Raw genomic sequence first — 19,884 nt, forward strand, 5'->3', positions numbered from 1 at the left:
AACACTTTCACGGGGAAAGTGACGCGGGGGTCAGGCGAAGGTGGGGAGGCGGGCGGCCACCTCGGGTGGGGTCGGCATTGCCGCCACCTCCGCCGCGAGCCGGCGCGTCGCGTCGGCGACCGCGGTGTCCGTGAGCAGGTCGCGCGCTGCGGATGCGACGGCGTCGGCGGTGACCTCGGCGGCGAGCAACCGCGAGCCGACGCCGGCCGTCAGGACCGCGTCCGCGTTGCTGAACTGGTCCGCACCCTGCGGCAGGAGCAGCTGCGGGAGGCCCGCGCCGAACGCGCCGAGCGTCGTGCCGCTGCCGCCGTGGTGGACCACCAGGTCCACGTGCGGCAGCAGCTCCGACTGCGGGACCCACGCCTCGAGCCGCACGTTGGCCGGGACCTCGCCGAGCGCCGCCGGGTCGACCGTCGGGCCGGTGGCGACCAGGACGTCGACGTCCAACCCGGACAGTCCGGCGATCGCCGCGCCCAGGACGCCCGCGTGGCCCATCGCCGTGCCGAGCGTCAGGTAGACCAGCGGCCGCGAGCGCTCCAGCACCCCGGCGGGCAGCTCGCCCGGCTCGCTCCAGCCGACCGGCCGCAGCGGCACGCGCGTCGTGCGCGCCAGGAACCCCGGATCCTGCACCGACTCCGGGCAGATGTCGACGAACGGCCCCGCGAACGCCAGGTCCTCCCCGACGTCGATGCCCAGTTCCGCGCCGTGCGCACGGATCGCGTCGCGGATCCGCGTCACCATCGGGTCGTCGCTCGACACCCGGCCGAAACCGTGCGCCACCACCGGGATCCCGGCCTTCATCGCGGCGAACGCGCCACCCGAGTTGCCGGATTCGCTCACGACGAGGTCGGGCCGGAAACGCGAGAACAGCGGCAGCAGGTCGGCGACGAACCGCTGCGGCATCAGCTCGCCGAACACCCTCGCGACGACCGGGGCGAGGACCTCCGGCGGGATCTCGCCGGGCGGGCGCCGCGGACCGGCCGCGCCGGCTTCGGCGAACGCCCGGCCGAACGCGTCCTTGATGGCGAGCCCGGCGGCCGCCGTCTCGAGACCGGCTTTCGTCAGCTGTGGCAGGAAGTCTTCGGACGTGGCGAAGACGACGTCGTGGCCCGCGTCGCGCGCGGCGACCGCCAGCGGGACGAGCGGGAACGTGTGACCGAAGGACCCCAGTGAGGTGAAGAGCAAGCGCACTCCCCCGACCCTAGCCCGTAGGCTGGCGCGGTGACTTCGACCTCCACGCTGCGTGACACCGCGTTCCGCTGGATCGCCGACGACCCGGACGACAGCACCCGCGCCGAACTGCAGGACGTCCTCGCCCGCGCGATGGGTGGCGAAGCCGGTGCCGCCGACGAGCTGGCCGATCGGATGGCCGGGCCCCTCGAGTTCGGGACCGCCGGCCTGCGCGGGCCGGTGCGCGCCGGGCCGAACGGGATGAACGTGGCGGTCGTCACGCGCACGACCGCCGGCGTGGCGGAGTGGCTGAAGGCACACGGGCACGCGGGCGCGCTGGTCGTCGTCGGCCGCGACGCGCGGCACGGCTCGGAAGCCTTCGCGACCGCGGCCGCCGAGGTGCTCACCGCGGCGGGCTTCGACGTCAAGGTGTTCCCCCGCCCGCTGCCGACGCCGCTCCTCGCGTTCGCGGTCGGCCGGCTCGGCGCGGTGGCCGGGATCCAGATCACCGCGTCGCACAACCCCCCGGCGGACAACGGGTACAAGCTCTACGACGCGACCGGCGGGCAGATCGTGCCGCCGTCCGACGGCGAGATCGAGCGGGCCATCCAGGCCGCGCCCGCCGCGGTGAGCGTGCCGCGGGCACCCGGCGCCGAAGTCGTCGACCTGCTGGACGCCTACCTCGACGAGGTCGCGACGCTGCCGCTGGGCGCCGAGCGCGCGGTGCGCGTGGCCGCGACGGCGTTGCACGGCGTCGGCGCCGACACGCTGCGCGCCGCGTTCGAGCGGGCCGGGTTCACCGACCTGCACCTGGTGGACGACCAGGCCGCGCCGGACCCCGACTTCCCGACGGTGTCGTTCCCGAACCCGGAGGAGCCGGGCGCGACCGACCTGCTGCTGGCGCTGGCGTCCGATGTGGACGCCGACCTGGCCGTCGCGCTCGACCCGGACGCCGACCGGTGCGCGCTGGGCGTGCGGGACTCCGGCGGCGAGTGGCGGATGCTGCGCGGCGACGAGACCGGCGTGCTGCTCGGCTCGTACGTCCTGTCCACAGTGGACCGCACGCTCCTGCCGGACCCGCTGGTCGCGACGACGATCGTCTCGTCGTCGATGCTCGGCGAGATCGCGAAGGCCGAGGGCGCCCGCTACGCCGAGACGCTGACCGGGTTCAAGTGGCTGGTCCGCGCCGGCGAAGGGCTCGTCTTCGCCTACGAAGAAGCGCTCGGCCTGTGCGTGAACCCGGGCTTCGTGCGGGACAAGGACGGCATCGCCGCCGCGACGCTGGCGGCCGGCTACACCGCGCGGCTGAAGGCGGAGGGCCGCACGCCGCTGGACGTGCTGGACGAGCTGGCGCAGCGCCACGGCGTCCACCTCACCGACCAGGTTTCGCTGCGGGTCACCGACCTCGCCGTCCGCGGGCAGCTGATGGCGAAGGTGCGGGAGACGCCGCCGGCGGAGCTGGGCGGGGTCGAGGTGAGCCTGCAGGACCTGCTGCCGGACGCGGACGTGCTGCGGCTCACCGGCGAAGGGGTGCGGGTCGTCGTGCGGCCGTCCGGGACCGAGCCGAAGCTGAAGGCGTACCTGCAGGTCGTGGCGCCGGTGACGGGTTCGCTGGCGGAGGCCCGCGCTGCCGCGAACGCGCGGCTGCGCGCGGTGCGGACCGCCGTCGAGGAGCTGCTCGCCTGATGCCGAGGCTGCTGATCGTGCACCACACGCCGTCGCCGTCGACCCAGGCGCTGTTCGAGGCGGTGCTGGCCGGCGCGACGCACCCGGACATCGAAGGGGTGGAGGTGGTCCGCCGGGCGGCCTTGGCGGCCACCGTCCCCGACGTCCTCGGGGCGGACGGCTACCTGCTGGGCACGCCGGCGAACCTGGGCAGCATGAGCGGTGCGCTGAAGCACTTCTTCGACACCGTCTACTACCCGTGCCTGGACGCCACGCGCGGCCGCCCGTTCGGGTACTGGATCCACGGCACCAGCGACACCGCGGGAACGGAACGCCAGCTGCTCTCGATCACCACCGGTCTGGCCTGGGAGAAGGCGGCGGACGCGGTGATCTCCACGGGTGAGCCGGACAAGAAGACCCTGGAGGCGTGCACCGAGCTGGGCGGCACCCTGGCCGCGACGCTGATGCCCTGAGGCCGGTGCGCCTGGGTAAACGATGTCCCGAAAAGTAAGGGGCCTGTCACCGGAAGCCCTGGGGGTCGACCTCCGGCAACAGGCCGTGGCCAAGGGATCGCCGCGAGGGCGTTCGACCTTGGCAGCTGAAGCGTACTACAGACCGCGGATCATGACGAGTCGGCGGACACGACGGCCTCTCGTCTTGCTGTTCCGTACACCCCCAGGGTACGGAGAGCAAGACGAGAGGCGCGACAACTGTAAACCACTGCATACGATAGCTGTCAACATGTGCGTACAGTGGTTTCCGGGCTAGAATTTTCACGGTGGAAACCTAGGGGGCGGGTATGGCACGGGAACGCACTTTCGCGGAACGCCTGAGCGCCCTGATCGAGGCGGCTCGGGTGGACGGCCGCGCGCCGCACAGCTACCGGGAGATCTCGGCGGCGGTCGAGCGGGCGGGCGGGCCGGCGATGTCGCCCGCCTACCTGCAGCAGCTGGCCACGGGCAAGCGCGTCAACCCGAAGATCCACTATGTCGAGGCCCTGGCGAAGCTGTTCGGCGTGCCCGTCACGTACTTCTTCGACGAAGAGGCCGCCACGCCCCCGGCCGGGGAGGCGCAGCTGATGGCGATGCGGGCCCAAGAGCTCTCGCCGCAGGGCCGGCGGCAGGTGATGGACCTGCTGGAGCTGGTCGAGCGCTACGAACGGGCCGAACGCGAGGGCCGGAACCCGGAGGACGCCGCGCGATGAAGGAACGGGAGCTGCGCCGCCGCTGCCGCAAGCTGCTCAAGCAGCTCGACATCGGCCCGCCGCTGGACGTCGAAGTGCTGTGCGCGCGGCTGGGCGACCAACGGGGGAAGCCGATCCGGCTGATGGCCTACCCGCTGGAAGTGCCGGGGCCGTTCGGCTGCTGGATCGCGACGTCGGCGGCGGACTACATCTTCTACCAGGCCGAAACGACGAAATCCCACCAGGACCACATCATCCTGCACGAGCTCGGGCACATGCTGGCCGACCACCACCCGCACGGCGACGCCGAGCCGGCGGACTTCCTGCGCGGGCCCGCTCCGGATCTTGACCCGGATGCCGTACACCGCGCACTGCGGCGGACGTCCTACGATGACGCGCACGAGTGGGAAGCCGAGACCGTCGCGACCATCATCCTCGAGTGGGCGTCGGTCCTGAACTACACGATCCCGCGGCGTGCTGCGGACCGGGATCTCCGCCGGATCCAGGGGGCGCTCGGCGATCACCAAGGGTGGTTGTGAGCACACTTTTCAGCCCCGTGAACGTTCTCGCGATGGTGCTGTTCGCCGCCGCACTGGCGTGGCGGATATACCAGGTGCAGCGCGCACCGACGGTGCCGAACTGGGCCGTCACGGCGTGCGTCGCCGGGTTCGCCGCGGCGTTCCTGCTGCAGCAGACGGTGGTGTCCGACGAGGTCGACGCGGTCCTCGGCCGCGGCGCGGCGCGCGTGGCCAACAACGCGCTGCTGGCGTGCGCCGTGTGCGCGCTGGTGATCTTCTTCCTCGGCTCGGCGCTGGGCCCGCGGCGCTACCGCCGGGTGATGGTGGAACTGGTGCCGCTGGCCGCGGCGATCGCGCTGATGGTCGTCGCCATGGCCCTGACCCCGCCGGAACTGCGCGGGCTCCCGCTCGGGCCGTCGACGATCCACGACACCGGGATCGCGCTGTTCTACCTCGGCGCCGGGCTGTACCTGATCTACGGCCTGATCGCGTGCACCGCCTGGATCGTGCGCTACCTGCGGGTGGCCGACCGCAACCTGCGGATCGGGCTGCGGATGAGCGCGGTCGGCATGGCCTGCGCGGCCGCGGGCAGCATCTTCCGCGCGCTGTACATCGTGGTGGCGTGGGCGTTCGGCCCGGTCGTCAAGATCCTGCTGCTGCTCGGGGTGCCGTTCGTGATCGTCGGCGGGATGCTGTTCCTGCTCGGCGTCACCTATCCCGGAGTGCGGGCGCGGATCTCGGCGCTGCGGCGGCGACACCAGCACCGCCGCGAACACGCCGCGCTCGGTCCCCTGTGGACAGTCCTGGTCCAGGCGTTCCCCAGCATCGTGCTGCGGACACCCCCGCGCCGGCACGGCGAACGCCTTTCCCCGCGCAGCATCCACCGCGTGCACTACCGCCGGGTGATCGAGATCCGGGACGGTCTCGTGCAGCTGTCGCCCTACCTGGACGCGGACTTCGGCGAGGTCGTCGCCACCGATCCCGGTGCCGCCGCGGCCGCGTTGAAGGCGGCGTTGGCGCGGCACGCGGCCGGTGAAGAGAGCGATGGCCACGCCAAGCAGGTCCTGCCCGCACCGGCGGACGACATCGAATCGGACGTCCGGCCGCTGCTGGCGCTGTCGGCGGCGATGGAGAAGGGAACGTGACGTGGACACCCTGATCACCGCGGGCCGGGTGCTGCCGCGACCCTCGGCACCGGTCGAGGACGGCGCCGTGCTGGTGCGCGACGGGGTGATCGTGGCGGCGGGCCCGCGCGCGGACGTCGTCGCGCAGGCCGCGCCGGACGCGTCCCGGCACGACTTCCCCACCGGCACCGCGCTGGCCGGGCTGTTCAACGTCCACGTGCACCTGGCTTTCGACGCTTCCCGCGAGATGCTGGCGAACTTCCGGGCGGGCTCTCTTCTGGAGGGCGCGCGTTCGCGGCTTTCTTCGATGCTGCGCAGCGGCGTCACGACGGTGCGGGACCTCGGCGACCGCGACCACCTGGGCGCGGCGGTCCGCCGGTCGTTCGACGGCGAGGTCGCGCCGCGGCTGCTGGTGTCGGGGCCGCCGATCACGGTCCCGGAGGGGCACTGCCACTTCTTCGGCGGCGCGGTCTCGTCCGACGCCGAGATCCGCGCGCTGATCGACGCGAACGCGGCCGCGGGCGCGGACGTGATCAAGGTGATGGCCAGCGGCGGCCAGATCACCGAGGGCGGCGCGGACATGTGGGAATCCCAGTTCGACGCGCGGCAGCTTTCGGTGGTGGTCGCGCACGCGGCGTCCCACGGGCTCCCGGTGGCCGCGCACGCCCACGGCGCGGACGCGATTTCGGCCGCGGTCGAAGCCGGGGTGTCGACGATCGAGCACTGCAGCTTCCTGACCGGGCCGAAGTCGTTCGACCGCCGCGAGCCCGTCGCGAAGCGGATGGCCGCCGACGGCATCTCGGCGTGTTCGACGAGCAGCCGCAACTGGCGGACGATCGTCGAGAAACTCGGCGACGACGTCGCGCAGGCGATGTACGGGCGGCTGCCGTGGCTGGAGGAACACGGGGTCCGGCTGCTCGCGGGGACGGACGCGGGCCTGCCGGGATCGGTGTTCGACGACCCGGTGGGGGCGCTGGAGCTGTACGAGTGGCTCGGGTTTCCGCGGCGGCGGATCTTGGAGATCGCGACCTGTGACTCCGCGGCGGGGCTGGGGCTGGCCGACGTGACCGGGCGGCTGGACGCCGGGCTCTCGGCGGACGTGCTCGTCGTCGAAGGGGATCCGCTGGCGTCGCTCGCCGCGCTGCGCAACCCCCTCTTGGTGCTGGCCCAGGGCCGCGAAGCCTAGTTCCCCGATCGGGGAATGCCTAATTTGGTGACACCGTTTTAAAACAGTGTTACCGTAGTCCCAGCCCACCTCGAAGGAGCCCCCCGATGCACGGACCCACCCAGCTCTTCACCGTGATCGCCCTGGTCTCGCTGCCCACCGTCATGTACGGCGGCTACGCGCTCATGGGCGTCATGCGCGACCGAAAGCTCACCGAACACCAGCGCGCCATGTTCCGCGTCGGCCACGCGCACGCCGGCGTCCTGCTGATCCTCGCCCTCGTCGCGCTGCAGATCCTCAGCCGGACGACGCTCTCCGACACCACCCTGTGGATCACCTGCTTCCTGCTGCTCTTCGGGATCCTCGCCCAGTCCGGCGGCTTCTTCCTCCACCTGATCCCGACCAAGAACAAGCTCGGCGGCCGCGTGACATCCGCCGGGGCGGTGCTCCTCGCCGCGGGCACGCTGCTCACCGCGTACGGGGTCGCCTTCAGTGGATGAAGCCGGTCGTTAAGCTGGGTGACGTGCCTGAATACCTGCCGACCGCGCCCTACAAGGGGACCCGGGACTTCCTGCCCGCCGAGATGTCCGTGCGTACCCAGGTGTTCGGTCATCTCTACGACGTCCTCGAGCGCCGCGGCTTCCTCCGCTACGACGGCCCGATCCTCGAGTCGGCCGAGATCTACGAGCGGAAGTCGGGCCAGGAGCTCGCCGACAAGCAGCTGTACACGCTCACCGACAAGGGCGGGCGGCGGCTGGCGCTGCGCCCGGAGATGACGCCGTCGGTGGCGCGGATGATCGCCGGCAGCGCGAAGTCGCTGTCGTTCCCGGTCCGCTGGTACAGCCACCCGAACTGCCACCGGTACGAGGCGCCGCAGCGCGGCCGCGTGCGCGAGCACTGGCAGATCAACGCGGACATCTTCGGCTCGGACAGCGCCAACTGCGAGATCGAGATCTTCGAGCTGGTCCACGACATGATGGCCGCGCTGGGCGCGACGCCGGACATGTTCGTGCTGCGCGTCAACGACCGGAACCTGCTGACGTCGGCGCTCACCGACGTCGCCGGGGTCTCCGAGGACCACCTGGCCCAGGTGTTCGCGCTGGTCGACCGCTGGGAGAAGTACCCGCGCGAGAAGCTGGCGGAGAGCGCCGCGGAGATCGGGCTCTCGGACAAGCAGTTCGAGAAGCTGGCCGAGACGCTCGGCGCGGGCGAGGCCCTGCTGGACGAGCTGCCGGCCGAGGTGCGCGAGGCGTCGAACCTCGTTCGCGTGCTGAACAGCAGCGCGGGCAGCCTGGTGAAGTACGAGCCGATGATCGTGCGCGGGCTGGCGTACTACACGTCGACCGTGTTCGAGGTCTTCGACACCTCACCGGAGAACCGCCGCGCCCTCTTCGGCGGCGGCCGCTACAGCGACCTCGCGTCGATGTTCACGCCGCAGCAGATCCCGGGCATCGGGTTCGGCATGGGCGACGTCACGCTGATCGACTTCCTCGAGACGCACGGCCTGACCCCGGCGCCGCGCAGCGAGGTCGACGTCATGGTGATCCCGGTGACCGAGGACCTCTCGGACGCGGCCCGCTCGGTGGCGGCGTCGCTGCGCACCGCGGGCCTCCGGACGTCGACGCCGATCGAGCACCGCAAGCTGGGCAAGGAGCTCACTCGCGCGGACAAGGCGGGCGCGGCCGCGGTGGTGATCGTCGGCCAGGAGGACTGGGCCGCCGGGAACGTCACGGTCCGCAGCCTCGCGACCCGGGAGCAGAACCCGGTCGCGATCGCGGACGCCCCCGCAGCGGTCCAGGCCCTCCTGGCCTGATGTTGGGGCATCACGCGTGATCAGAGAGGCATCACCCGTGATTGGGGAGGCATCACTCCTGATGCCCCTTCAATCACGGGTGATGCCCTCCTGATCACGGGTGATTCCCCTTTGATCACGCGGGATCGGCGCGGAGCAGGCGGAGGGTGAACGTGGCTCCGGCACCGGGGCGGCCGGCCGCCGCGATCGTGCCGCCGTGGCCCGTCACCACTTCGCGGACCAGGGCCAGGCCCAGGCCGAACCGGCGGCCGTCGCCGTCGGAGCCGCGGGCGAACCGCTCGAAGATGCGGTCCGCGTCGGCCGACGGGAAGCCGACGCCCGTGTCGCGGACCCGCAGCTCCACGTGCCTTTCGTCCGGTACGCCCAGCCACACCTCGATCGAGCCGCCCGGCGGGGTGTGGCCCAAAGCGTTGTCCAGCAACGCCGAAAGCACGCGCCGCAACGCCGTCGGGACGCCCTGGACCACGTACGGCCGCCGCTCCCGGGACACCGCGAGCCGGACCTGGCTCTCCCCCGCGCGCACCGCCTCCGCCGCGACCGCCTCCTCGGCGAGCACGCCCAGTTCGACCAGTTCGAACTCCGGCCGGTCGCCCGCCTGCGCCGACAGCAGCAGGTCCTCGACGACTTCGCCGAGCTCCCGCGTGCCCCGCACCAGTTGCTCGAGGTCGTCGGCGTCGCGGCCGGACGCGCGCCGGGCCAGCAGCTGCGCCCGGGTGTGCAGCCGGGTCAGCGGGGCGCGCAGTTCGTGGGACGCGTCCGCGACGAACGTCCGCTGCCGCCGCAGCGCGTCGGCCAGGGGGCGGATCGCCCGGCAGGCCAGCACCCGGCCGCACAGCACGGCCGCGAGCAGGGCGAGCACCTCCGCGACCACGAGCCCGGACACCAGCGACGAGCGGTCCTGGATCTGGTAGAGCTCCTCGAAGTACGCCTGCGAAACGACGCCGCCGCGGTTCTCGACGCGGATCGTGTACGTCATGCCACCGATCGGGCGCCGTTCCGTGTGGACGTCCCCGGGCGCGGGCACCGTCGCGGCCAGCCCCGCGATCGGCATTCCGGCCGGCGGCGTGCTCGCGGGCGCGTGCAGGGCCGGGGTGAACAGCCAGACGCAGCCGGGCGGGGTCGCGGCCGGGCCCAGCTCGACCGTCCTGGCCAGCGTGCGGTCGGCCTCGGCGTGCTGCCGGGACAGCAGGATGGCGTAGGCGATCCCGCCCGCGACGGCCACCAGCAGCGACACCACGACGGCGATCTGCGCGGTGATCGCCCACCGCGCCCGCCGCAGGGCCCGCTCCTCCGGGTCGGCTTTCATACCGCGCCGATCTGGTAGCCGAGGCCGTGCACCGTCCGGACGACGTCGCGGCCGAGCTTGCGCCGCAGGTAGTACACGTAGGTGTCCACAATGGACTCACCGGTCGAGTCGGCGAAGACGGCTCCGCGCAGCGACGCGCGCGGGTGGATCGCCTTGGGCCGCTGGGCCAGCGTCCGCAGCAGCTCGAACTCCCGCCCGGACAGCGTGATCCGCTCGCCGCGCGGCAGCACGACCTCGTGCCGCTGCAGGTCGAGGGCCGCCGCGCCGAGCGGGAGGCACTCCGCGCCCTCGAGGTCACGGCGGCCGAGCGCCCGCAGCCGGGCCAGCAGTTCCTCGGCCTCGAACGGCTTGACGAGGTAGTCGTCGGCGCCGGCGTCGAGCCCGCCGACGCGGTCGGCGAGCTCGCCCAGCGCCGAGAGCACCAGGACCCGCGTGGTCACCGCCTGCGCCCGCAGCCGGGCGAGCAGTTCGAGGCCGTCCAGCACCGGGAGGCGGCGGTCGATGATCATCACGTCGTACCGCCCGGTGAGCCCGAGGTGCAGGCCCCGCTGCCCGTCGTGCGCTTTGTCGGTTTCGTAGCCTTCGTCCGCGAGCAGCTCGGCGAGCATGCCCGCCAGTTCCCGGTCGTCCTCGACCAGCAGCACTCTCGGTTTCGTCGCCCCTTCGTGCACGAACCCATACTGGCAGTGATTTTCTGAAATTGAACTATCAACTTTTCCCGGTGACCGGGACCGGCTCGGCCATCAGGAGCACCTCGCTGCTCCCCTTGCGGGCGTCGCGGCGGTCGAGCCAGCTGAGCAGCGGCGCGGTCATGATCGTGGTGACCAGCGCCACCAGCACCAGCACCGTGAACAACGCCGGCGAGACGATCCCGGCGGCCAGCCCGACGTTGAGCGCGATCAGCTGCATCAACCCACGGGCGTTGACGAGCACGCCGACGCGCGTCGCGATCGCCGGCGGTTCCCCCGCCAGCCGGGCCGCGCCCCACGACGCGCCCAGCTTGCCGACGATCGCGACCGCCACTGTCACCAGCGCGAACGCGAGCAGGTTCGGGTCGGCGAGCAGCGCGAACCGGGTGTTCAGGCCGGAATAGGTGAAGAACAGCGGGACGAACACGATCCGCCCGATCGGCATGATCTTCGCGAGCACCGCGTCGGAGGCCGCCCCGCGCGGGAACGCGACCCCGACGGTGAACGCGCCGAACACCGCGTACAGCCCGATGGTGTCGGTGAACCAGGCGGCCGCGAACAGGATCATCGCGGTGACGAGCACCCGCTGGTCGACGGTCACGCGGTCGCTGCTCATCACCCGGTTCAGCAGGCGCCGCCCGACGATGAAGACCAGCAGCGCGAACAGCAGCCCGCCACCGAGGGCGAGCGCGATCGGCCCCGCGGACCCGGCGTGCATGCCGAGCACGACGGCCAGCAGCAGCCACGCGAGCACGTCGTCGAGCGCGCCGCAGGCCAGCGCCAGCGAGCCGAACCTCGTCGACGCGATCCCGCGCTCGGTGATGATCCGGACCATCATCGGGAACGCCGTGATCGCCACCGCCACCCCGACGAACGCGGCCGACGTCGCCAGTGAGACGCCTTCCTTGCCGATGCCGACCCACGACGTGCCGAGGACCGCGACCGCGACCCCGAGGGCCAACGGCACCAGCGTCCCGGCCGACGAGATCGCCGCGACCGACTTGCGGGACTTGGCGATGCTGCTCAGGTTGAACTCGTAGCCGGCGCCGAACATGTAGATGACCAGGCCGATCTGGCCGCCGACGTAGAGCAGCGAACGGATCGCGTCGGGGAACAGCGCGGCCTGGACGTGCGGCAGCAGCAGCCCGAACAGCGACGGGCCGAGCAGCACGCCGGCGACCATCTCGCCGACGACCGGCGGCTGGCCGAGCTTGACCGCGACCAGGCAGACCAGCCGGACCACCACGAGGATGACCACGACGGCCAGGAAGAAGACCGGCGCCGCTTCGGACGGGCTCATGAGTTTCCTCCGGCGAAGTAGGTCGAGCAGAGGGCTTGCTTGCGGGCGTCGAGCACCATGTACGTGCCGAAGACGAGCTGGGCGAAGCTGCGCCAGACGTCTTCCCAGCGGTCGCGGACCGCGATCCAGACCAGTGGTGCCCGCCGGGGGCGGGCTCCGCGGGGCGTGAGCAGCGCCGGGCCGCGGTTGGGGATCGAGCGCGTGTGCCCGGCCGTCGAAGCGAGGCTGAACCGGCGCAGCACTTCGCGCGTCACGACCCGCATCGTCGGCGGGGCCAGGCCGCGGGCCGGGCAGGCGCGGTTCTGCGCGACGCCGAACGGGATGAAGTCGTCCTTCGCGGTCTGGGCCGCGAAACCCGGGTAGCTGAAGCACAGCACGGTGCCCGCCGGGATGGTCAGGTCCGCCAGGTCGATGTCGGCGGTGGAGATCCGGTGCGCGATGCCGAACAGCGGGAACTCGCGCAGGCCGTCGTCGATGACCCGGTCCAGGTACGCGTCGTCGTCCGGGTGCTCGACGAGCCGCCGCTGGACCTCCGGGCGCTGCGCGATGATCATCAGCAGGTGCGCCATCGCCTCGGACATCTGCACGACGGCGGTGTTGAAGAACGTGCCCTGCAGGTAGTAGGCCTGTTCCTCCGGCGTCAGGGACTGCGGCAGCGGGTGCGGGACGTCGGCGAGGCGGCGCCGCAGGTACTTCGTCAGCCGGGCCCGGCGGCGCATGTTCCGCGGCCGCACGCACTTGAGCGCCGAGACGACGTCGTCCGCGTGCCCCACGATGAGGTCGCGCGCCTCGGGCGGGCACGGCTCGTCGAACACCAGCTCGTAGTACAGCTCGGCCCAGATCGGCATCATCTCGTCGCGGAACCGGACGAGCCCGGGCCGCACACCGTCCAGCGCGTGGGCGGCCACGCGGCGGGCCAGCTCCTCGGAGTCCTTTTTGGACCGGACCAGGATGTGCCGGGTGCACTTGGCGACCTCGTCGTAGCGCGGCCCGGCTTCGAGGTGCTCCTGGTGCACCTCGGGGCCGGGCGCGAGCCAGTACCAGAACAGGTCGGACAGCGCGGCGCCGCGACTGCGGCCGTTCGCCGCCGGGTCGGCGTAGACGCGCCGGAAGTCCTCGGCGCCGACCTGCTCACCCGGGATCGTCACCGTGTCCTGGCCGTTGACCAGCGAGAAGATCCTCATCCGCAGCGCAACGACCCGGCGGGGCAGCCACGCCGGCGCCGTCACGAAGGCCGCTGCCGCAAGCGCTTTCCCGATCATCGCCGCACCTGGTCCGGGGTGAGGTCGGCCGGGTGCCGGCCGCCGCACATGGCCAGCGCCTGGTCGAAGTCGTCGCGCAGCAGCTCCAGGACCCGCGTGACGCCTTCGCGCCCGCCCGCGGCGAGCCCCCACACGACGGGGCGGCCGACGCCGACCGCGTCCGCGCCGAGGGCGAGCGCCTTGACGACGTCGGTGCCGCGGCGGATCCCGCCGTCGAGCAGCACCGGGATCGCGCCCCCGACCGCCGACGCGATCTCCGGGAGCACGTCGATCGTCGCGGGCACGGTGTCGAGCTGGCGGCCGCCGTGGTTGGACACGACGATGCCGGCGACGCCGTGGTGCACCGCCAGCCGCGCGTCCTCGGCGTGCAGCACGCCCTTGATCAGCACCGGGAGCTTGGTCTTGCCCCGCAGCCACGCGATGTGGTCCCAGTTCAGCCCGGCCGACATGACGATCTCGCGGACGTGGCTCGCGTTGCCGCCACTGCGGTTTTCGCCCAGGTTGCGGAGGTTCTCCACGACCAGGCCCGGCGGCAGGTCGTGGAAGTCGTTGCGGTCGTCGCGCTCGCGGCGGCCGAGCACCGGCGAGTCGACGGTCACGACGAACGCCTTGACCCCGGCGTTCTCGGCCCGGCGCACGATCGCCTCGGTGAACTCCAGGTCGGGCTGCAGGTAGAGCTGGAACCACAGGCCCGGGTCCGGCGCGACCTCGCGCGCCGCCGCGGCGACGTCCTCGATCGCCGTGGTGGCGGCCATGCTGACGATCATGATCGTGCCCGCGCGCGCCGCCGCGCGAGCCGTGGCGAGTTCGCCGTCGGCGTGCGCGAGCCGGTGGAACGCCGTGGGCGCGACGAGGATCGGCATCGAGGACGACGTCCCGAGCAGCTCGATGCTCAGGTCCCGCTTGTCGCTGCCGCGCAGCACCCGGGGCAGCAGCTTCAGCCGGTTGTACGCGGCTTCGTTGTCGGCCAGGGTGAGCTCGTCCTGCGCGCCGCCCGCGAAGTAGTCGTAGTGCACCGGGTCGAGGTGCTGCCGGGCCGCCGCCTCGAACTCCGCGATCGTGCGCATCACAGCTCCCGCGCGAAGAACGCGGTCAGCGGCTCGACGTGCACCTCTTTGTCCCACTCGTTTTCGAGGTTCTCGGTGACGTGGTGGGTCGCGACGAGCTCGCCGCGGCGGTAGTGCCGGACGATCGGGTGCAGGTAGTGGCCTTCGCCGGAGTCGTTGGCCCGGTCCTGCGCGGCGCGCGCGACGAAGTCGAACGGGTCGATCTTGTCGTGGTCGGGCCCGTAGTCGAGGGTGACGACGTAGGCGTCGTCCGGTGGATTCGCCAGCACCCGGTCCACCGGGACCTCTTCGAGGTAGCGGGCGGTGTCGCCGTCGATCGTGAGGACGTCGCCGAGGAAGCCGAACTGCTGGTACAGCGCGGAAGTCCGGTTGATCCGGGTGATCACGGCGTCGGTCAGCGCGTCCGGTTTGGCGGGCAGTTCGACGCTCGGCCACGGCGTGTCGTGGTGCCGCTCGTTCAGGACCTTGGCCAGCGCGCGGACGCCGTAGCGGAAGCCGTGGATGAACGCGCTGGTGGCCTTCTTGAAGTCGCGGACCTGGGTGATCGTGCCGGCGAAGTAGAGGCCCGGCACGTTGACCGACTCCCAGTCCGGCGTCTGCGCCGGGAAGCGGTCGTCGATGGTGAGCTGCGGACGGCAGTCCTCGTCGAACAGCGACGCGTCGAACCGGAAGCCGGTGCAGGCGATGACGCGGTCGTAGCGGATTTCCTTGATGACCTCGTCGGCGCGGGCGAAGGCGAACTTGACGTGGTAGCCGTCGGCGTCCTTGCGGATCTCGCGGACGTCGCCGTCGAGGATCGCGTGCTGGAGCTTGAGCTGGTACATGTCGAGGATGCCCGCGTTGTAGGCGCGGAGGTGGCCGACGAAGTGGGTGCGCCAGGCCAGCTTGACCGGCCGCGGGCCGCCGACGTGCACGACCGCGGCCGTCTCGATGAGGCTGTCGGCGGTCTCGAACGCGGAATTCCCCTTGCCCAGCACCAGGACGCGCTGGTCGGTGAAGCTGTTCGGGTCGACGTCGAAGTCCACGTACTGGTCGATCAGCTCGACGCCGGGGAACCGCGGGAGGTACGGCTTGGTGACGCCGGTGGCCATGACCAGCCGGTGCGCCCGGAACTCTTCGGCACCGGCGGTGAGGACGAAGACAGCGCTTTCCGGGTCACGGCGGATGCGCGTCACCCGGGTGTCGTAGCGGACGCGGACCTGGTGCTTCGCGGCGTAGTCGGCCAGGTAGCGCAGGAGGTCCGGGGCGTCCGGGAAGAGCTTCTCGCTGTAGTCGGTGAACAGGACCGGGTCGTCGTCGCCGTCGGCGAGGATCGAGTTCCAGTCCATCCGGAGGTTGAGCTCCGGGTCGGTGTACCCGGTGTGCTTCTTGTTGATCGAGATGAGCGTCCGGTGCCGGGGGAAGGTCTCGAAGAAGTGGCCGGGCGCGGACCCGGCCTCCAGCACCAGGTACCGGTGCCCGGCGCGGCCGAGGAACTGCCCCAGCTGCAGCCCGGCGGGCCCGGCCCCGACGACCAGACAATCGAGCACTTCCGCCACGACGACCTCCTGAGGCTCGGCACCGACCTTGATCGGCGCCGAGCCTGCTCCGGAGATCTCAGAAAAGGCTCAGAAGCAGGCCCGGTCGTGAGTGTTTAGGGCGGTTCTAACCGCCCTAAACACTCACGACCGGCTGCGGCAGACTGCTTACTTGCCGGCCGCGCGGGCCAGACGCTCCGGGTAGCGCTCCCCCGCGATCGCGTCCGCCGGCGCGGCCGCCGCGATGGCCGCCAGGTCGTCCGCGGTCAGCTCCAGTGAAGCCGCCGCCACGTTCTCCTCGAGGTACTTGCGGCGCTTCGTCCCCGGGATCGGGACGACGTCCTCGCCCTGCGCCTGCACCCACGCGAGCGCCAGCTGCCCCGCCGTGACGCCCTTCTCCTCGGCCAGCTTCCGCAGCGCGTCGACGATCGCCATGTTGCGCTCGAAGTTGCCCTCGGCGAACCGCGGCAGGCCGCGGCGCATGTCGTCCTCGGGCAGGTCCGCCATCGACTTCACCGCGCCCGTCAGGAACCCGCGGCCCAGCGGCGAGAACGGCACGACGCCGATGCCGAGTTCCCGGCACGTGTCCAGGATTTCGCCCTCGATGCCCCGGGTCCACAGCGACCATTCACTCTGCAAAGCTGTCACCGGGTGCACCGCGTGCGCGGCGCGGATCGTCGCCGCGCTCGCCTCGGAAATCCCGGCGTACCGGATCTTCCCGGCTTCCACCAGCGAGGCCAGCGCGCCCCAGGTCTCCTCGATCGGCGTGTCCGGGTCGACGCGGTGCTGGTAGTACAGGTCGATGTGGTCGACGCCGAGCCGGCGCAGCGACTCGTCGCACGACTTCTTGACGTACTCCGCGTCGCCGCGCGCCCCCATCGCGCCGTCGGTCCACACGATGCCGAACTTCGTCGCGAGCACGACCTCGTCACGGCGGCCGGCGATCGCGCGGCCGACCAGCTCCTCGTTGACGCCGTTGGCGTAGACGTTCGCGGTGTCGAGCAGCGTGACGCCGAGGTCGAGGGCCCAGTGGATCGTCGCGATCGACTCTTCGTCGTTGTCGCGGACGCCGTAGGCCTGGCTCATCCCCATGCAGCCGAGTCCCTGGGCGCCGACCTCCAGACCGCCGAGCTTCCTGGTCTTCACGCGGAAATCTCCTCCATGCCGGGTTCGATGCCGAGCACGTTGCGCTCGACCTGGGCGTAGTTCTCGATCTTGTAGTCCAGGACGTCGAGGCAGCCCTGCAGCTCGGCGATCCGCTCCGCGACCGACCGCCGCTGCTCCACCAGCAGGGCCTTGCGGCGGCCCGCGCTGGCGACGCCGTGGCGACGCAGCGACGCGTACTCGCGCATGCTCTTGATGGGCATCCCGGTGGTGCGCAGCTTGGTCAGGAATCCCAGCCAGCCGAGGTCGTCGTCGGAGTAGGCCCGGCGGCCCGCGGTGTCGCGCGCGGGCGGGTCGAGCAGTTTGATGCGCTCGTAGTACCGGAGAGTGTCGATGGACAGTCCGCTACGTCGCGCGGCTTCCGCTATCGAGTAGCTCATGAGCTCGACACTACGACCTGGAGTGCACTCCAGGTCAAATCCTCGTTCTGGTCAAAAATAACAGCGTTCCGATACGCTGTGTAGATGGCTCGACCACGTACGCACGACGAAGCGCTCCGGCTGAAGCTCCTCGACCGCGCCGGCGAGCTCATCGCCGCCGACGGGCCGAAGGCGCTTTCCCTGCGGAAGCTGGCCGCCGACGCCGGGACGTCGACCACCGCCGTGTACTCCCTCTTCGGCAGCAAACCCGATCTGGTGAACGCCCTCTACACCGAGGGCTTCCGCCGCTTCGGTGCCCGGATGGCCGGCACCGTGCTGACCGGCGACCCGGTCGAGGACCTCGTCGCGCTCGGCAGCGCCTACCGCACCAGCGCGCTGGCCGACCCCAACCTGTACGGGATCATGTTCACCAGGTCGGTGCCCGGGTTCGAGCCCAACGAAGACGCCGAGAAGCTGGCCCGGAAGACGCTGGAGCCCCTGGAGGCGATCATCCGCCGGGCCATCGCCGACGGCGTCTTCCTCGACGTCCCGCCCGAGACGATCGCGGTCGGCTGCTGGGCCTTCGTGCACGGGCTCGTCTCCCTCGAGCTGACCGGCAACCTGCCGGAGGAGTTCGACGTCACGGCCTCCTACGAGACGGCCCTGCGCGCGAACGCCTCCGGCTGGCTGCGGCCTCACATCAGCATGAGCGACCCGTCGTAGACGACCTTGCCCTGGGCGTCGCGGGCCCGGACGTGGACCTTCGCCAGCGGGTCGAGGTGGATGTTCTGCGGGACCCACGTGGCGACCATGCCGTCGACGACGTCGGCTTCGACGCTGGTCCCGATACCGAAGTCGATGGTCGCCTTCGTCGCCGTCGTGGGCAGCGCCGCGGTGAACGGGCGGCGCGCCTTCCCCTGTTCCGCCTCCGACTCGGTCCCGCCCAGGGTGTCCACGATCAGGGTGCGCGCCGGCGGGGGCTGCGGCCCGGTGAAGTCGAGGTAGGAGGTGGACTTCGTCTTCCCCGGCCGTTTGCGGTCGGGCTGGGTCGCGCAGACCACGACCCGCTCGTCGTGGCGGCCGAGGACCACCCGGTAGCCGTCGGCCTCGAGCACCGGCCCCGGCGCGTACGCCGCGGCGTCCGGGACCACCTCCATCTCCGCGGCGGCCAGGCATTCGCCCAGCGCCCGGCCCGCCGGCGACGTCCGATCGGCGGTCACCGGCCGGTCGACGACCATGACCAGCCACGGCGGCGGCGTGGGCAGCACGGTCCCCCCCGGTGCGGGCGGGTTTTCGAGGCTGAGCGTCGTCGTCCACAGAGCGGCCCGGGTCATCGCGACGAACTGCCCGGTGACCGTGGAAGGGCGGATCGACTGCGACATGTTGTCCCCGCTTTCGGTGCGCGAGTCGAGGAACGGGGGCGCCGATCCCGCGTCCACGACCCCGGCGACCACGCCGGTCGGGCTGTGCAGCAGCAGCCCGACTCGCGTGCCCGGCGCGTAGGCGGGGGTGGCTCCCGGGTCCGACAGCGTCACGGTCGTCGCGGTGGTCTCGCAGAACATCGGCTTGCCCGCGGCGGTCACCGCGACCACCGAGTCCCCCGCCAGGACCTCCGTGAACAGCGGGACCCATTCCTCGCGTGGCGGCACGCGGTCCTCCTTGCCCGCCCCCTTCACGGCCGCCCAGCAGCGGTCCAGCGAGGACGTCGCCACCTTCGCGTCGAGGGTCAGCCGGTTGCCGGGGTCCGGGGCCGGCGGCGGCGGGCCGGCGACGGGCTGCTGCCGGACCGCCTGCGTCGCGACGACCGCGCCCGCGGCCAGCACGACGACGGCGGCCGCGGCGGCGTACCAGAGGTGCTTGGTCCGCCTCGGTTTCCCGATCCCGGCGCGGACTTCGGCGCGCAGCCGGTCGCGGACGTCGTCCGGCAGTTCCCGCCGCGGCGGGAGCCCTCGGAGGTCGTCGCTCATTTCTCCTCCAGCAGGGTGCGCAGCCGGGCCCGGGCCCGGGACAGGTGGGCGCGGACGGTGACCTCGGCGACGGCCAGCAACGCGGCCGCGTCGGCGACGCTCAGGTCACCGAGCAGGCACAGCTCGACGACGGCGCGCTGCGCCTTCGGCAGCGTCCGCACGGCTTCGACGACCTCGCGCAGCCGCTGCTCACCGTCGATCCGCGCGGCCACGGCGTCGGCGTGGTCGGACACCACCGGCGGGTCCGGGATCTTGCGCAGCAGCCGAAGCCGCCGTCTCGCGCCGCGGTGTTCGTCGCGGGCGGCGTTGCCGGCCACCGTGTAGAGCCACGGCAGGGCGCTGTCCCGCACCAGCGTGACGTCGGCGCGGCGGCGCCAGGCGATGAGGAAGGTGTTCGAGGTGAGGTCCTCGGCGGCGGACCACGAGCCGGTCAGCCGGTAGGCGTGGTTCCAGACGGCTTCGGCGTGCCGCTCGAAGAGCTCGCTGAACGCCGTCTCATCGCCCTCGGATGCCTTGTCCCACAGCGCCCGGTCACCCACCGGTACCCCCGTCGCATGACTGGTCACACCCCTCAGTGGCCGGCACCGGCCCGGATGTTGCGCGCAACTTTCGCGA

At 71.9% G+C, this 19,884-nt stretch carries 20 protein-coding genes; 9 read left to right on the top strand and 11 right to left on the bottom strand.

The features are described 5' to 3' along the window. Positions 1-30 precede the first annotated feature (30 nt). Complete coding sequence (locus tag QRX60_RS06750; RefSeq protein WP_285999939.1) at positions 31-1,191, bottom strand: glycosyltransferase; 1,161 nt, start codon at positions 1,189-1,191, stop codon at positions 31-33. Positions 1,192-1,221: 30 nt separating this feature from the next. Between QRX60_RS06750 and QRX60_RS06755 the strand changes: the two genes are divergently transcribed. The 8 genes from QRX60_RS06755 (at position 1,222) to hisS (ending at position 8,638) form a co-directional block, all read left to right on the top strand. Further along, the gene (locus QRX60_RS06755; RefSeq protein WP_285999940.1) at positions 1,222-2,856 is read left to right on the top strand and encodes a phospho-sugar mutase; all 1,635 of its coding nucleotides are present in this window, start codon (positions 1,222-1,224) and stop codon (positions 2,854-2,856) included. After that, a complete protein-coding gene (locus QRX60_RS06760) occupies positions 2,856-3,308 on the top strand; it encodes a flavodoxin family protein (protein WP_285999941.1) in 453 nt (150 codons plus the stop codon). Before QRX60_RS06755 ends, QRX60_RS06760 begins: the two co-directional genes overlap by 1 nt. A 326-nt stretch (positions 3,309-3,634) precedes the next feature. Then, on the top strand, positions 3,635-4,039 hold the full coding sequence (locus QRX60_RS06765) for an XRE family transcriptional regulator (RefSeq protein WP_285999942.1): 405 nt from the start codon (positions 3,635-3,637) through the stop codon (positions 4,037-4,039). Beyond that, positions 4,036-4,557 (top strand): hypothetical protein, encoded by a 522-nt coding sequence (locus QRX60_RS06770; RefSeq protein ID WP_155549054.1) that lies wholly within the window; start codon positions 4,036-4,038, stop codon positions 4,555-4,557. The genes QRX60_RS06765 and QRX60_RS06770 overlap by 4 nt, the downstream gene beginning before the upstream one ends. Continuing rightward, positions 4,554-5,681 carry an MAB_1171c family putative transporter gene (locus tag QRX60_RS06775; protein ID WP_285999943.1) on the top strand — a complete coding sequence of 376 codons (1,128 nt, stop codon included), beginning with the start codon at positions 4,554-4,556 and terminating at the stop codon, positions 5,679-5,681. The genes QRX60_RS06770 and QRX60_RS06775 overlap by 4 nt, the downstream gene beginning before the upstream one ends. A 1-nt stretch (position 5,682) precedes the next feature. Beyond that, positions 5,683-6,846, top strand: coding sequence for an amidohydrolase family protein (locus QRX60_RS06780; RefSeq protein WP_285999944.1), 1,164 nt, complete (start codon positions 5,683-5,685; stop codon positions 6,844-6,846). Positions 6,847-6,932: 86 nt separating this feature from the next. Then, positions 6,933-7,325, top strand: a complete 393-nt coding sequence (locus QRX60_RS06785; protein WP_285999945.1) for a hypothetical protein — start codon at positions 6,933-6,935, stop codon at positions 7,323-7,325. Between the two features lie 23 nt (positions 7,326-7,348). Continuing rightward, positions 7,349-8,638: a histidine--tRNA ligase gene (hisS, locus tag QRX60_RS06790; protein ID WP_285999946.1), complete on the top strand. Its 1,290-nt coding sequence runs from the start codon at positions 7,349-7,351 to the stop codon at positions 8,636-8,638. Positions 8,639-8,753: 115 nt separating this feature from the next. On the opposite strand, the gene QRX60_RS06795 is transcribed toward hisS, so the two are convergent. From QRX60_RS06795 to QRX60_RS06830, 8 genes are all read right to left on the bottom strand, one after another. After that, on the bottom strand, positions 8,754-9,944 hold the full coding sequence (locus tag QRX60_RS06795; protein WP_285999947.1) for a sensor histidine kinase: 1,191 nt from the start codon (positions 9,942-9,944) through the stop codon (positions 8,754-8,756). Next, entirely contained in the window at positions 9,941-10,588 is a 648-nt protein-coding gene (locus tag QRX60_RS06800; RefSeq protein ID WP_286003518.1) for a response regulator transcription factor, read from the bottom strand. The genes QRX60_RS06795 and QRX60_RS06800 overlap by 4 nt, the downstream gene beginning before the upstream one ends. Before the next feature lie 64 nt (positions 10,589-10,652). Continuing rightward, positions 10,653-11,933 (bottom strand): cation:proton antiporter, encoded by a 1,281-nt coding sequence (locus QRX60_RS06805; RefSeq protein ID WP_285999948.1) that lies wholly within the window; start codon positions 11,931-11,933, stop codon positions 10,653-10,655. Further along, positions 11,930-13,195 carry a cytochrome P450 family protein gene (locus QRX60_RS06810; RefSeq protein WP_285999949.1) on the bottom strand — a complete coding sequence of 422 codons (1,266 nt, stop codon included), beginning with the start codon at positions 13,193-13,195 and terminating at the stop codon, positions 11,930-11,932. Before QRX60_RS06810 ends, QRX60_RS06805 begins: the two co-directional genes overlap by 4 nt. After that, complete coding sequence (locus tag QRX60_RS06815) at positions 13,192-14,262, bottom strand: alpha-hydroxy acid oxidase (protein ID WP_285999950.1); 1,071 nt, start codon at positions 14,260-14,262, stop codon at positions 13,192-13,194. Before QRX60_RS06815 ends, QRX60_RS06810 begins: the two co-directional genes overlap by 4 nt. Further along, positions 14,262-15,800, bottom strand: coding sequence for an NAD(P)-binding domain-containing protein (locus QRX60_RS06820; protein ID WP_285999951.1), 1,539 nt, complete (start codon positions 15,798-15,800; stop codon positions 14,262-14,264). Before QRX60_RS06820 ends, QRX60_RS06815 begins: the two co-directional genes overlap by 1 nt. 147 nt (positions 15,801-15,947) lie before the next feature. Further along, positions 15,948-16,871: an aldo/keto reductase gene (locus tag QRX60_RS06825; RefSeq protein ID WP_286003519.1), complete on the bottom strand. Its 924-nt coding sequence runs from the start codon at positions 16,869-16,871 to the stop codon at positions 15,948-15,950. A gap of 50 nt (positions 16,872-16,921) precedes the next feature. Then, complete coding sequence (locus tag QRX60_RS06830; RefSeq protein ID WP_285999952.1) at positions 16,922-17,323, bottom strand: MerR family transcriptional regulator; 402 nt, start codon at positions 17,321-17,323, stop codon at positions 16,922-16,924. A gap of 84 nt (positions 17,324-17,407) precedes the next feature. Here QRX60_RS06830 and QRX60_RS06835 point away from each other — a divergent pair, with 84 nt between their 5' ends. Beyond that, on the top strand, positions 17,408-18,025 hold the full coding sequence (locus tag QRX60_RS06835; RefSeq protein WP_285999953.1) for a TetR/AcrR family transcriptional regulator: 618 nt from the start codon (positions 17,408-17,410) through the stop codon (positions 18,023-18,025). Here the strand turns inward: QRX60_RS06835 and QRX60_RS06840 are convergent. Further along, positions 17,998-19,269, bottom strand: coding sequence for a hypothetical protein (locus QRX60_RS06840; RefSeq protein WP_285999954.1), 1,272 nt, complete (start codon positions 19,267-19,269; stop codon positions 17,998-18,000). The two genes, QRX60_RS06835 and QRX60_RS06840, sit on opposite strands and share 28 nt — an antisense overlap. Next, on the bottom strand, positions 19,266-19,835 hold the full coding sequence (locus tag QRX60_RS06845) for an RNA polymerase sigma factor (protein ID WP_285999955.1): 570 nt from the start codon (positions 19,833-19,835) through the stop codon (positions 19,266-19,268). Before QRX60_RS06845 ends, QRX60_RS06840 begins: the two co-directional genes overlap by 4 nt. Between the last annotated feature and the right edge of the window lie 49 nt (positions 19,836-19,884).

Origin of the sequence: Amycolatopsis mongoliensis, assembly GCF_030285665.1 — a bacterium.
GTDB lineage: Bacteria > Actinomycetota > Actinomycetes > Mycobacteriales > Pseudonocardiaceae > Amycolatopsis > Amycolatopsis mongoliensis.